Source organism: Paenibacillus sp. J22FR83 (genome assembly GCF_059691955.1).
On the sequence record NZ_JCAUAM010000012.1, the window covers coordinates 102,198 to 114,698 of the forward strand.

The 12,501-nt window shown below is 43.6% G+C and carries 15 protein-coding genes; 5 read left to right on the forward strand and 10 right to left on the reverse strand.

All coding sequences use genetic code 11. The features are described from left to right. Positions 1 to 108: 108 nt before the first annotated feature. Together trxA and AC58PV_RS21775 are read right to left on the reverse strand one after the other, a co-directional pair. Positions 109 to 423 (reverse strand): thioredoxin, encoded by a 315-nt coding sequence (gene trxA / locus AC58PV_RS21770; RefSeq protein WP_497434530.1) that lies wholly within the window; start codon positions 421 to 423, stop codon positions 109 to 111. 158 nt (positions 424 to 581) lie between these two features. Next, on the reverse strand, positions 582 to 965 hold the full coding sequence (locus AC58PV_RS21775) for a MerR family transcriptional regulator (RefSeq protein ID WP_056613610.1): 384 nt from the start codon (positions 963 to 965) through the stop codon (positions 582 to 584). 211 nt (positions 966 to 1,176) lie between these two features. On the opposite strand from AC58PV_RS21775, the gene AC58PV_RS21780 reads away from it, so the two are divergent. Continuing rightward, on the forward strand, positions 1,177 to 1,317 hold the full coding sequence (locus AC58PV_RS21780; RefSeq protein ID WP_082595384.1) for a YqzM family protein: 141 nt from the start codon (positions 1,177 to 1,179) through the stop codon (positions 1,315 to 1,317). Between the two features lie 98 nt (positions 1,318 to 1,415). Continuing rightward, positions 1,416 to 2,417 (forward strand): protoglobin domain-containing protein, encoded by a 1,002-nt coding sequence (locus AC58PV_RS21785; protein ID WP_497434532.1) that lies wholly within the window; start codon positions 1,416 to 1,418, stop codon positions 2,415 to 2,417. Between the two features lie 358 nt (positions 2,418 to 2,775). On the opposite strand, the gene dnaI is transcribed toward AC58PV_RS21785, so the two are convergent. From dnaI to AC58PV_RS21805, 4 genes are all read right to left on the reverse strand, one after another. Next, positions 2,776 to 3,729, reverse strand: coding sequence for a primosomal protein DnaI (dnaI, locus tag AC58PV_RS21790; RefSeq protein ID WP_497434759.1), 954 nt, complete (start codon positions 3,727 to 3,729; stop codon positions 2,776 to 2,778). Positions 3,730 to 3,781: 52 nt separating this feature from the next. Continuing rightward, the gene (locus AC58PV_RS21795) at positions 3,782 to 5,275 is read right to left on the reverse strand and encodes a replication initiation and membrane attachment family protein (RefSeq protein ID WP_497434533.1); all 1,494 of its coding nucleotides are present in this window, start codon (positions 5,273 to 5,275) and stop codon (positions 3,782 to 3,784) included. A gap of 202 nt (positions 5,276 to 5,477) precedes the next feature. Further along, complete coding sequence (locus AC58PV_RS21800; RefSeq protein WP_497434534.1) at positions 5,478 to 6,389, reverse strand: alpha/beta fold hydrolase; 912 nt, start codon at positions 6,387 to 6,389, stop codon at positions 5,478 to 5,480. A 69-nt stretch (positions 6,390 to 6,458) separates the two neighbouring features. Then, positions 6,459 to 6,743, reverse strand: coding sequence for a YuiB family protein (locus AC58PV_RS21805; RefSeq protein ID WP_497434535.1), 285 nt, complete (start codon positions 6,741 to 6,743; stop codon positions 6,459 to 6,461). Between the two features lie 210 nt (positions 6,744 to 6,953). On the opposite strand from AC58PV_RS21805, the gene hemQ reads away from it, so the two are divergent. After that, positions 6,954 to 7,700: a hydrogen peroxide-dependent heme synthase gene (gene hemQ / locus AC58PV_RS21810; RefSeq protein WP_497434537.1), complete on the forward strand. Its 747-nt coding sequence runs from the start codon at positions 6,954 to 6,956 to the stop codon at positions 7,698 to 7,700. Between the two features lie 103 nt (positions 7,701 to 7,803). Here hemQ and AC58PV_RS21815 read toward each other — a convergent pair whose 3' ends face one another. Both AC58PV_RS21815 and AC58PV_RS21820 read right to left on the reverse strand, forming a co-directional pair. Further along, positions 7,804 to 8,085: a hypothetical protein gene (locus AC58PV_RS21815; RefSeq protein ID WP_497434538.1), complete on the reverse strand. Its 282-nt coding sequence runs from the start codon at positions 8,083 to 8,085 to the stop codon at positions 7,804 to 7,806. A gap of 27 nt (positions 8,086 to 8,112) precedes the next feature. Continuing rightward, a complete protein-coding gene (locus AC58PV_RS21820; protein ID WP_056613596.1) occupies positions 8,113 to 9,303 on the reverse strand; it encodes an NAD(P)/FAD-dependent oxidoreductase in 1,191 nt (396 codons plus the stop codon). 402 nt (positions 9,304 to 9,705) lie between these two features. Here AC58PV_RS21820 and AC58PV_RS21825 point away from each other — a divergent pair, with 402 nt between their 5' ends. Continuing rightward, a complete protein-coding gene (locus AC58PV_RS21825) occupies positions 9,706 to 10,707 on the forward strand; it encodes an NAD(P)/FAD-dependent oxidoreductase (RefSeq protein ID WP_497434539.1) in 1,002 nt (333 codons plus the stop codon). A gap of 302 nt (positions 10,708 to 11,009) precedes the next feature. Here the strand turns inward: AC58PV_RS21825 and sda are convergent, their stop codons facing one another. After that, positions 11,010 to 11,174, reverse strand: a complete 165-nt coding sequence (gene sda / locus AC58PV_RS21830; protein WP_497434540.1) for a sporulation histidine kinase inhibitor Sda — start codon at positions 11,172 to 11,174, stop codon at positions 11,010 to 11,012. A 334-nt stretch (positions 11,175 to 11,508) separates the two neighbouring features. On the opposite strand from sda, the gene AC58PV_RS21835 reads away from it, so the two are divergent. Further along, the gene (locus AC58PV_RS21835) at positions 11,509 to 11,670 is read left to right on the forward strand and encodes a mechanosensitive ion channel protein MscL (RefSeq protein WP_068664416.1); all 162 of its coding nucleotides are present in this window, start codon (positions 11,509 to 11,511) and stop codon (positions 11,668 to 11,670) included. Positions 11,671 to 11,719: 49 nt separating this feature from the next. Here AC58PV_RS21835 and AC58PV_RS21840 read toward each other — a convergent pair whose 3' ends face one another. Beyond that, the gene (locus tag AC58PV_RS21840) at positions 11,720 to 12,400 is read right to left on the reverse strand and encodes a glycoside hydrolase family 73 protein (RefSeq protein WP_497434542.1); all 681 of its coding nucleotides are present in this window, start codon (positions 12,398 to 12,400) and stop codon (positions 11,720 to 11,722) included. Positions 12,401 to 12,501 lie beyond the last annotated feature (101 nt).

Below are 12,501 nucleotides of genomic sequence, written 5' to 3' on the forward strand. Positions count from 1 at the left end.
ATCTCCTTTCAGAAAAAATCAGCACATGAGAAAAAGCTCTTTCTCAGCATAGCAGAAAAAGAGCTTTTTCTCACGAACAATTGTTTCTAGTTTGTTAACGCGTATTTCTTATTGATGACGGGTAACAACGTTTTTCAACGCGTCTTTGGATTGGAAACCAACCACTTTATCAACCGGTTGACCATCTTTGAACACGATCAACGTAGGGATACTCATAACGCCAAAGCGAGCAGCGGATTCTGGGTTGTCATCCACGTTTACTTTTGCGATTTTCAAAGACTCAACTTCTTTATCTAGCTCTTCCAATACAGGAGCGATCATTTTGCAAGGTCCGCACCAAGGTGCCCAGAAGTCTACAAGTACTGTACCTTCTCCTTCAACTTCTGTTTTGAAACTGTTGTCAGAAACATTCACGATTGCCATGATAGTTCCTCCTTCTAAGAATGAATTTGATTTATAAGGTGAAAAGTAAGATTAAGTTGTCACTTAACTTGCTTCGCATCACGTCAACATACAAAGTATACCACACTCATATGCCTTTTCAACCAAGCCATAAGTTAGCAAACAGGGTATCCTTTGGTCTATATCGAGGGTAATCCAACAGGCAGCCCTTGGCGTCGCTGTTCCTCAATATAGGAAATACGATCCTTGAGATTCGCCTGGAGAAGTTGCAGCATCTCCATCTGCTTCTCAATCTCTTGCAGCTTCTCGGTGTACAGCGGCAGCAAATCATCACACTGTGATTCTTGATTCTTCATCACACAGTTCAGAAAGCTTTCGATCTGCTCGGTCGTAAAACCGAGGCTCAAGTAGAACTGGATGGTCTTCACGCGTTCAACTACCATCTGATTGTAAACCCGATAGCCGTTCTCTTCGCGTTGTGTGGCGATCAGCCCTTTGGCTTCGTAGTAGCGCAAGGACCGAATACTTGCTCCGGTAAGCTTGGATAACTCACTAATCCGCATGGACTTCACTTCTTTCTGATTCCCACATACTTGGAGGGATGTCTTTATTGTAAACCATAACACTAATGTCAGAGTCAAGAAGTATTTTACCCATTTCGCTCTATATTGTGATTGTTTGCATAATTGTCACTAGGATTAGCTTTACAACTTTCGACGAATTTGGGTATACTAGGCTTACAAATACGAATGTCGGACGTTAGGGGGTAACCACATGAGCAATCAACACCCTGAGCATCACGTGTACGAAGAACCGCGTAATGATTTCATGGATGTAGGCATAGGTTTCGGCGTATTCTTTGGCGCATTGTTCGTCATTGCAGTCATCGCTACCGTCATCCAAGTGATGAAGTAAGAAATAGTCGTTACAGATAAGCCGCTTTACACCTCGTTGTGAAGCGGCTTTTTTCCTGCAATTTTCTAAGTATATATATCTAAAGGGGACTCTTATCCATGATTAACGTACAGCCAGAACGCCAGAAACTCATTACCTATATTGGCTTAACGAACGAGGATTTACAACTGTTGAAAAGTAAAGAAGCCTCCTTCAAACTTATCGTAAATCAACTCGTTGAAGAATTATATGCAGACATCATTACTTGGCCTGAACTCAGGGCACTCATTGAGAAACACAGCACACTGGAACGGCTGAAAGAAACGCAGCGCTGGTACTTCATGTCCATGACCTCTGGCGTTATTGATGAAGAATTTATTTCCAAGCGTCTATTTATCGGCAATGTTCATTCCCGAATCGGTCTAACAACTTCCTGGTATCTAGGAACTTATCTCAAATATACAGATTTGGCTACAGCCCATTTCAAACACATCCTGCCAGATGATTGGGCTGAGGTCATTTATTCGCTAAGCAAAATGTTCAATCTAGACTCACAACTTGTCCTTGAGGCCTATGAGCATGACGAGAAACAAAAGATACAAATACTCGCTGACGAACAACGTCACATGCTGACTACGATCTCAAGCGCAGTTCAAGAACTTGCCTCTATGATGGTCGAACTCGGGGGCAGCTCTCAAACCGTTGCGGACACCGCGATTCAAACGGCAGAATCACAAGAACTCTCCAATTCCCGGATCGATGAATTAAACAATGAGATTAAAGATATTTCCAAAATGGGCTCCGTCATGAAAGAAATATCCGAACAAACTCACCTTCTCGGATTGAATGCAGCCATTGAAGCTGCCCATTCCGGTGAGTTTGGCCGAGGATTCGAGGTTGTTGCGAACGAAGTGCGCAAACTTGCTTCCAATTCGAGACAAGCCCTTGACCAGATTCAAGACAAGCTCAAACTCATCACACAAAAGCTAGAATTAGTACGAAAAGGCTCTGAGGAGACGACTCACTACGCTCGTACGCAAGCTGCAAGCGCGCAAGAACTAACATCGTTCGTACAAATGATCGAGAAAGTTACCGCTGAGCTTGAAAAATTAAAAAAATAAATACGAAAACAATTAAATAATGGATTGAAAAGGAGTTAAGCGGCTTGTACCTGCTTACTCCTTTGTTTTAATCCGAAATAACCCAACTATTCTCACCGTCCGCATAAACAATCTTCAATTAGTCCGAATTCCCCCAACTAAATCTCCCCCAACGGCCACCACCCTCGAAAAACAGGCATTTAGTTCGGCAGAATCGGACTATTCCTACTTTTTCGCATGAAATCCCCGATTTAGTTCGGAAATTTCAAACTAAAGCCACTACAGGCGACTCGCTACCTCATACCTCGCTAAAAAAGAAATAAGACCATCTCAAGAGAAGTCTACGTAGACCTTTGAGATAGCCTCTTTATTTATTGCTTTATTGTCCGCGTTTGTTCGTCCCCGTTACCTCAACCACATCAACGAATGGGCGTATCCGGTCCATGATTCGTTGCCCTTTATACTCTTCATCACCATCTTTGTTTGTGAAGCTGAAATGCTTCTCCAAACCAGATAAAGCATAATTGGACGTAAAGAACGTTGGTTTTCGATTCATCCGATGATTCACGATAGCGCCGATAACATGATCTCTCAGCCAAGGGTTCAAGTTCTCCGCCCCGATATCGTCGAATACGAGCAAATCCGTTTCCTTGAGCAGGTCAATCGTCTCCTTGAGCTTATACGGCTCTTGGAACATCCCCTTCAAATCTTCGGCAAAATCAGGCATGTAGACGATAGCGCCCGTCATTCCGACCTTCGCCAACTGATGAAGCATGTAGCCCATCAAGAACGTTTTCCCTGTACCGAACGATCCAGACAAGTATAATCCTCGCGTCTGAAGACCTTCTTCGATGGTCAGGTTCACATAGTCGTTGATCTGCATTACTGCTTTCGCCCGATCCAGATCCGTCTCCAAAATATCTCCAAAGGAGAAGCTTCGCGAAATCATCCGCGGGTCCACATGAAACGTACGAATCCGGCTGGAGATGGCGTCCTGCTGCCCTTTGGCAATAAACTTCTTGCATGCCACTTTCTCTTCATGGATAAAAGCCGCATGGCCTTCCACCGATTGGGCCGAAATCATCGTATAATGGCCTGTCATATCATTCGGACATTGGTCCAAGCCAGGACAATTGGAGCAATTCTTATATTCAGTAACATGCTGATACAGTTTATTCATATTTATTTTAATCGCATAGTCATCCACGAATGGATACTTCTGACGAAATTTAGCAATCAAAGGATCGGCAAGAACGCTTTGAATTTTCTGTTCAGCCTTTCTTCTCCATTCGGTTTCCGGTAATGATTTGAGTATATGTGATAAGGAATCCATCATGTTCGGCACCTCCTAACAGTTCCATCATGCCATCCGAAGATCAGCCTCACTAATTTTTCCGGTTAAAACGTTCATCCAACTTCTGCGCCATCCGTCTAGCCGCCTCCAGCTCCTCTGCAGACAGCCTAGTAGACGCTGTAGTCCCTGTATCGGGCAATACGATAGGAATATGAGGCTTCTGTGTCTTGCCTTGACGTCCCCGTGTAGCAGAGCCTCCGCCCGCTTTGGCAGATTCCACCTTAGAGGCTGCCTTCTGCTTGTAATTCATTTTTTCACGGACATACTCAACCGCTTGTTCATACGTACTAATTTGCTTGCCAAGCATGTCAGAGGCTACAGCCTCAATCGAGGATTTGGCCCAAGAGCGACGATCGATATGCAAGAAATGTATCAGGACATTAATGATTTCTTCTTTTAACTTATAATTCAGATCGATTTTCTCAAAAATATTAAGTACGCCATCAGGTATCGAACCTTGTGTGAAAAACATTTTCAACACAGCCGTGTATGGCTCATTTCGCATGATGTAATTGTACTGATGATCCGTGCACTCGCCGCGCAATTGCTGAGGTACTTCCAAATAGTAAGCCATCTCCACGGACTGCTCTTCCGAGGCTTGGACTTCATCCTCAGACTTTGATATCGTGCGCTCCCGTTCCTCATCCCGCTTCTTGCTCTGTCTGTAGAACAGATTCGCATTGTATTGCATGAGATCCATGACAAGCTCACCTTCTTCCGTGAACACGCCATCCTCATCAAGCAAGCGACATGTCTCTTGCAGGGAGAGATTGTACTTCTTCGCCACAATATTAATGGCTATCATATGCTCTGGCTTATGCTTCAACGCTTCAACGAACACGCGATTACTCGAGCCACGCGGGAACCTCATGATGATATCCGCATACTTGAAGCCTTTGGTCGTCACGTCCATCCGTGCGTCCCCTTGCTTGCTTGCAGAAGCCTCATAGAGTGCTTGTTCCAGCTCATAATCCACAACTTGTGTGTTCAAACGGAACAACTCATAAAAAGGAACCGACAAGTTCTCCTCGACCGCCTCACGACACTCCTCTGGTTCAGGTGAAAGCAGATCTTCACGCAGCGAAAGCAGCATGAATTTCCCAACCTTATCGCGCAGCAGCAGCGTTAAATGCTGATTTCGGAAAAACTCATTCGGCCCTAAAGGCGCGAATAATGTATAGACGAACACATAATCTTCTTCCTCTGGCACGAACTTCCGAGTCGTCTGCAGAAGTCCGATTGCCTCCAGCTTGGAGGATTGTTCAATAATATACTTGCGTCCGCGCTCGTTCTGTTCCAAATCTAGCAGAAGAAACAACTTGCGTTGCTGCTCCATCGGCGAGAAGCCTACTTTCTCTGCACTCATCTGCTGATAGAGGGCTTGATAGAAACTGATCGCCAAGCCGCCTATCATCGGTTGATACATCATCGCTAACATTTTATAATCTAAACTGCTCAAAGAAAACTCACGGTTCACACAAAACCGGTGATTCTCGGTGAAATGCAGCATATTCGTCATTCTCATCCCGTTACAGCACCATCCTGCCTCAGCTCGACTGAGAGATCGCTCACGATCGAGCTATCCGTTTGTCTCAGTCTCTCTCTATTAGTCTACCACAAAAATCGACAATCTTGGTATCTACAAGAGAAAAGATAATTTTACCTTTCGGGCAAGAAAAAGATTCCATCGCCATGTTCACTAGCAATGGAATCTTAACAAAAATCAGTTAATTGTGCGTGTCTATGAGGTGTTCTCCATCATTTGGATGCTGGTCGACGTTCCCATAACGCTCCGGATGAAGCTTCTGTGCAATAGCCAGATCAAGCTTCCAGCGTTCATTCTGTTCCTCATCTTGGGGGCTGTGGAGACTGTCTACCCACAAATGAATGATGTCGTTCATACGGGCAGCGCTTTGAATCGGTACAGGATGCTTCGCATCTCGAATGAAAAAGAGAGAACTATGAGGCAATCCCTTATGGAGCATTTGAGCATAGGGATGGAAGACAGTGTCTTTCTCCCCATAGATCAATAATACGGGTTGCTTAATCTCGGAAAGACTGCCTGTGCAACTGTAACGCAAGGACTCTTCGAAATAGGATTTGACATTCTCCGACATATCCTTCATAGCATGTTCTTTTAACTCCTGGTAGGTTGTCTGTTTATCGGCATTGCCATACGTAATCGCTCTTATCAGAAAATTCATAATTCGATTAGGATTCGCCAGTCGGATGGCAAGCCAAATCCTAATTCGATTATACGTATCTGTTAATTCTGACATGCCGCTGACGATAATCCCTCCCAGCAGTCGATGGGAATGCGTTAGCAGTGCCTCCAGTGCAACCGTTCCTCCGGTTGAATACCCACAAAGAAAGGCTTCCTCGATCCCTAAGAAATCAAGAAGCCCTATCATGTCTTGCGAAATAAGTTGGTAACAGAGCGGTTGCTTCGAACTCGCACTTCCTCCATGTCCTCTAATGTCAAAAGTAATCACTCGGAAATGGTCGCCTAGTTGCTCCTTCTGATACCTGAACGCTTCAAGCGTTAGCAGCGGGGGATGAATAAAGACGATAGGTATGCCCGATTCTGGACCCGTCATCTCATAATGCAAGGATGTTCCATTCACATTTGCCCAAGGCACCGATCATATCTCCTCTGTAAGTGAAGTGTAATTAACTTCTCTTAGCGTGACCCAATTGCCTCGGTACTATTAGAACATTTTGAAGCCGCGAATACGCAGTGCTTTAATAGCCGATCCGCTCAATATTGCGCCTACTAAACCGCCGATTGCTGGAATTATGTCAACAATGGTGAAGCTTTCGTCACTCGACATGAAGGAAGACTCTCCCATATAGCCATAAATGATAATCCCAATAACCAATGCAATGAATGCATACAGTGGAAACCACGTTGTCTTCATCAGCATATTCAGAATAAAACCGATTCCAAAGAATAACACCATCATTAAGACAGTGGCGATAACCATTTGCAGCACGATAGTTCCCCCTTAAATATGTAGAAGCACTTCCTAACTTTGGCCTCTATAGCTCTTATTATTGTAATCTACGGAAAGGTGCCAGTAAAGTGTACACAAATTGAACAATTCTTTGGACATTTCTTATACTTCACCCCTCCATGCATTTGCCCTTTCCCCATGAATTGGATACAATGTAGGGGATATTAGCCCTTGAATGGAGGAAAAACAATGAGTGAAGCCGTACAAACGCTGGAAGGCTGGTATGCGCTCCATGACTTCCGTCTGATGGATTGGAATGCATGGCATGCTGCAACCCCACAAGAACGCAAGCATGCAGCGGACGAGCTGCAATCCTTCTTGTCCCAGTGGCAACAAGTGGAGAACGATAAACTAGGCAGCACTGCCGTTTATAGCATCGTTGGCCAGAAGGCTGATTTTGTTTTCATGCAGCTGCGTGAAACATTGGAAGAGCTTAACGAGCTTGAAACTGCTTTTAACAAATCAAGCTTTGCTGCTTTTACTATACCTGTATACTCCTACGTCTCTATCGTAGAATTGAGCAGTTACTTGGCGAAGCCAGGTATCGATCCTGCGCTGGATCCTGAACTTCAAGCACGTTTGAAGCCGATTCTTCCTAAATCCAAGCACATCTGCTTCTACCCGATGAATAAGCGTCGTGAAGGCAATGACAACTGGTACATGGTTCCTGCGGAAGATCGCAAGACGATGATGCGCAGCCATGGTATGATCGGTCGTACATACGCCGGCAAAGTCAAACAAATCATCACTGGCTCTGTTGGATTAGATGATTGGGAATGGGGCGTTACGCTATTCTCCGATGATCCGCTTCATTTCAAGAAGCTCGTGTACGAAATGCGCTTTGATGAAGTTAGCGCGCGCTTTGGCGAGTTCGGTGATTTCTACGTCGGCAACGTTATGCTACCTGAGAAATTCGCATCATTTATCCAAATATAAAAACTATGGAAGAGCAATGGACCACGATCCTTTGCTCTTTCTTGCAACTTCCACGATGAAAAAGAAGCACTGCTCAATGAAGAGCAATGCTTCTGTGGGTTAGTTAATCATCATCCTCGTCGTCACGCAGCGCAGCTGCTAGTTCAGCTTCCATCTGTGCTTTACGAGCTAGATACGCTTCCGTATCACGGTCACGCTGGCGACTCTTTTCCTTCAGACGTTCAATCGCAGGAAGAATGAGGATATCAATTTCCTTTTGAACAACTGCGACATGATCGTAACGTTTCTCGGCCTCTAAGAAGTGACCAACTTCGATCAACGCATTGTAACGATCCAGTTCATCCCGGGTAAGAAGTCCTCTTACTTGGACACTACAGTGTCGCATGGCAATCCCCCCGCTAGCGTTCCTTGACTAGAAACGACCTTTACGTATAACTAGTGGAATTCCGCCAATAATGTATAGGTATCTCATATCAACCACTTTTTTCATCATCGCTGCGACATTCCCTTTCAATTTACGGGAACCTACGATACCGATTGCTTGACCTTTACCAAGGGAAGCCACTGTACCTTTGTTCGAGTATTTGAAAGTTTTCATCTGCGAACCACGGATGGACGCGATCAAGTTATGCGCAACAGCTTCACCCTGCTGCATAGCAATTTGTGCAGTTGGTGGGTATGGTCTGCCTTCATCGTTCATAACTATAGAACAGTCACCTACAACATAGATGTTATCAAATCCTGGTGCATGAAGATGCTCGTTTACTTTAATTCTGCCGCGCATCGTTTCGAAACCAGCTTCGTCTAGCATATGGTTACCGCGGATACCGCCAGTCCATACAACGGTTGCTGCTTTGATGAACTCATCGCCAGCGATAAGAACGCCTTCTGGTGTACATTCTTTAATGGCTGTACCAATTTTGAAAGTAATACCTTTGTCTGTAAGAACTTTCATTGCATACTCAACAAGCTCAGGATCGAAACCTGGCAATGCTGTTGGCGCAGCTTCAATATTATAAATCTTCACAAGAGAAGGATCCACGTCGAACTCTTTGCATAGTAATGGAATACGATCAGCAAGTTCACCAATGAACTCAATACCCGTAAATCCAGCGCCACCGATAACGAATGTCAGGTAATCTTTGCGATCCGGTTCACGCTTAAACTTCGCGAATTGGTATTCAATGTGCTCACGAATAAAACGAACACTGTTAATACTGCGAATATTCAGCGCATTTTCTTTCAGACCAGGAATACCGAAAGTTTCCGCTTCGCCACCAAGTCCGATTACTAGGTAGTCATAGGAAAGGGTTCCGTCTTCCAAAATAACCTTTTTCTCATGTGGACGAATTTGAGTAACTGTCGATTTCACGAAATCAACTTTAAATTCATCAATTAATTTTAGAATGTTCACGCGTGCATTTTCAGGATTATCTGTCCCGGCAGCAGGCATGTGAAGATGTGTTGTAATGTAGTGATAGTCATGCTTGTTAACAAGCGTAACGTCAGCTTCGTTGTAGTTCAATTCCTTCTGCAAGCGAATTGCAGCAAGGATTCCGCCGTAACCGGCTCCTAATATAACGATTCTTGGTATTCTACTCATGTCTCTCTCACTTCCATATCCATATTTTGTCCCATGGTCTCTCTATCTTGTGAAAAATAACACAAACAGCTTCAAAAGTATTATATGCTACTAGTTTGCTCGCTTTCGAAGTGAATTATGATGAAACAGGCGGAAATTCGTCACAACATGGTAAACCGATTCTCATGATATGATATAATTTTAATAAGTAAATATCAAGTGTCATTTTGAACAAAAAATCTTGTATTATAGGCGTTTTGACCCCTATCATCCATGTAAGCATTTACTTATTATATCTATAGGTAATTTATATGAAGAAATCGAACTTTTCTGTTTCCTTCATTAATAGTGACGTTTATAATGATAATGATTATCGCTTTATCTGCTTACTTACACATATTGGACCAAATCGGAGGTTCTCATATGAAAGTGACTGAAACAAAGCAAGAAATCGTGGATATTATTGTAATCGGCGGTGGCCCAGCTGGTATGTTCGCATCCTTCTATGCAGGTATGCGCCAAGCATCTGTGAAACTTATTGAAAGCATGCCCCAACTCGGCGGTCAACTCGCAGCGCTATACCCAGAGAAATATATTTATGATGTTGCTGGATTCCCCAAAGTTACAGCCCAAGAACTCGTAGAAAATCTGTCTGCACAAATGAAACACTTCCCCATCCACATTTGCTTGGAAGAAAAGGTTCATGGGGTTGTTAAGAAAGAAGAGCGTCTGTTTGAAATTACGACAGACAAAGCTGTTCATCTAAGCCGTGCCGTCATTATTGCAGGTGGTGTTGGAGCATTTGAGCCGCGTCGTCTTGAATTGCCGGAAGCTGCCCAATTCGAAAAGAAAAATTTACATTACTTTGTAAGTGATTTGCATGCATTCGCGGGTCAAAAAGTGATCATTAGCGGCGGCGGGGATTCCGCAGTAGACTGGGCGCTGATGCTCGAGCCGATAGCTGAGCAAGTGACTTTAATCCATCGCAGAGATAAATTCCGTGCGCATGAGCACAGTGTCCAAAACTTAATGAATTCGAAGGTTAACATTGTTACACCGACCGAAATCACTAAACTTCACGGAACCGATCGCATTGAGCAAATTACGCTTAAACATATAAAATCAGGCGAAGAAAGCATCCACGATGTCGATGCAGTGATTATCAATTTCGGCTTCGTCTCCTCCCTTGGACCGATTTCGGAGTGGGGTCTTGCTATCGAAAGCGGCTCCATCGTAGTAGATTCCCGTATGGAGACGAACATCCCAGGCATCTTCGCTGCTGGCGACATAACGACTTACCCTGGTAAATTGAAATTGATTGCAGTTGGCTTCGGTGAAGCGCCTACAGCTATTAACAATGCCAAAGTTTACATTGATCCAAGTGCTAAGCTTTCACCTGGACACAGCTCTAGCTTGAAGTTGTAATGATTAACTATGAAAAGGGGTATTCTAACCTAATCTACGGATTAGGAGGAATACCCCTTTGTCATCTATATGTCCAGTTTGTAATGGCATGCAAGAATTGCAAACCAACTGTCCTGTGTGCTCGCAGCGTATGTGTGACCATGGTAAGCTGAGTGACTTGTTCGGTCCTTATTCGCCTTACGAGATGAACAACATGTCCTTAACCAACCAGGAAGGCGATGAGCAAGAGCTCTGCCTTCACCTCTTGAATTGCCCCGAATGCCATTCTAGCTATACCCTGCCAATACGTGTTGAGTGAATGTTTAATTAAGTGGAGCCTCGTCCTTAACAGTCACAGATAGCTTTAATTTGCGTCGCTGTATTTCCGCGAGCAATAGTTCAAGAAAATCGGATTCTAATCTTAAATCTAGTGCTTTGTAATAAGAGTCGATCAATGTCTCATCGCTAATTTGTCTCACTGAAATCACCCATATTCTTTAAGTTAAACTAATAGTAACATGGGGTTTTTGATAGAACAAGCGTTCCGTTATCCACAGATAAGTGTGCATATCCTGTGGGTAAATTGTTAATATGTACCATAAAGGCAGACAAAGTGTAGGGGGATAATGTGTATAAACTTATGCACATCCAAAACTTGTAAAATACCGATAAAAAAAATTGATCACTATTTTAGGCATTTTTAACGTTCATTTAACATAACCTTCATCTTATTCACAAATTTGAAAAGAAATTTTAATCATCCCTTAATAAACATCGCATACAATAAGAGTAGAAAGACAAACCCAAAGGAGATGTAGGACTATGATCGTATACGATATCGTATTAAATGGTGAAATTAAAGAAACCATTAAACCTCGCAAGAACCGTTTGAAAGAAATTTATGCGTACATGCAAGAGCAAACGAAGTTAATGCAAGCGAAATATGGTGAAAACGTTAGAATTAAAGGCCGAATGGTTTACTAACCTCATTAATGCCCCTTTCGGCCCCTATGATTTCTCCCACGTTTCACAATTAAATAATACCCTTGCGATGTAACACTGTCAGTAAGCGGTAGAAATCATAACTCCCTTTCTCAGGAGTATCAATCAAACCGGCCTTAACTGCCGCATCCACGGCTGATCTCGCCCATGTTGGTACGACCGTCAAAGCGGCCTGTTCTTCGAGCGAGTGAACTCTACTTGTTAATTCTGCCATCTGCGCTTGTAACTGTTCTAACATCCGAATGACCTCCTCATCGAAGAAAGTTAATCCTTCCATCGCTATAATCGAATTTAATTTACTTGTATAGGCAGGGTCAGTGGCATACCCACTCTTCTGTAAAGCAGCAGTTTGAGATTGGGGAGTGCTTGCTGACCGAACTGCCGAATAACGAGCAGCTTGAAACAACAAATCTTGATCACGAAATCCATCCTCGATCGAGTTGTATGCACGGAAATCCCCCGGTACATTCGTCACATATTCCTCATTTATGAATTCCCATGTACTTACAGATACACGATCTCCTCGCCAATACGGTGTTTGTACGCCACTCCCAACTTTATATCCAACCAAGTTATTCCATGCGTTTATTTTACCTCCAGTTTCCAGTAAAGCCTGTGCTATCCGAACAGATGGGAAAATTGGCGAACCTTCTAAACGAAGCTTCAAAGCAATCGGTGCAACGAGATCGATGAAATCTTTTCTAGTTGCCATTTGGCTCCCTCCTTTCAAACAACGTCTAGTACTATCTTTATAGTATATTCCACAAATTGGTAATGAGAGACGACTCCTAACCAGCTCATTCATACGATTTG

Bases quoted from the DNA above. Each gene is read 5' to 3' on its own strand.
- trxA (WP_497434530.1), bottom strand. From the start codon at position 423: ATGGCAATCGTGAATGTTTCTGACAACAGTTTCAAAACAGAAGTTGAA.
- AC58PV_RS21775 (WP_056613610.1), bottom strand. From the start codon at position 965: ATGCGGATTAGTGAGTTATCCAAGCTTACCGGAGCAAGTATTCGGTCC.
- AC58PV_RS21780 (WP_082595384.1), top strand. From the start codon at position 1,177: ATGAGCAATCAACACCCTGAGCATCACGTGTACGAAGAACCGCGTAAT.
- AC58PV_RS21785 (WP_497434532.1), top strand. From the start codon at position 1,416: ATGATTAACGTACAGCCAGAACGCCAGAAACTCATTACCTATATTGGC.
- dnaI (WP_497434759.1), bottom strand. From the start codon at position 3,729: ATGGATTCCTTATCACATATACTCAAATCATTACCGGAAACCGAATGG.
- AC58PV_RS21795 (WP_497434533.1), bottom strand. From the start codon at position 5,275: ATGAGAATGACGAATATGCTGCATTTCACCGAGAATCACCGGTTTTGT.
- hemQ (WP_497434537.1), top strand. From the start codon at position 6,954: ATGAGTGAAGCCGTACAAACGCTGGAAGGCTGGTATGCGCTCCATGAC.
- AC58PV_RS21815 (WP_497434538.1), bottom strand. From the start codon at position 8,085: ATGCGACACTGTAGTGTCCAAGTAAGAGGACTTCTTACCCGGGATGAA.
- AC58PV_RS21820 (WP_056613596.1), bottom strand. From the start codon at position 9,303: ATGAGTAGAATACCAAGAATCGTTATATTAGGAGCCGGTTACGGCGGA.
- AC58PV_RS21825 (WP_497434539.1), top strand. From the start codon at position 9,706: ATGAAAGTGACTGAAACAAAGCAAGAAATCGTGGATATTATTGTAATC.
- AC58PV_RS21835 (WP_068664416.1), top strand. From the start codon at position 11,509: ATGATCGTATACGATATCGTATTAAATGGTGAAATTAAAGAAACCATT.
- AC58PV_RS21840 (WP_497434542.1), bottom strand. From the start codon at position 12,400: ATGGCAACTAGAAAAGATTTCATCGATCTCGTTGCACCGATTGCTTTG.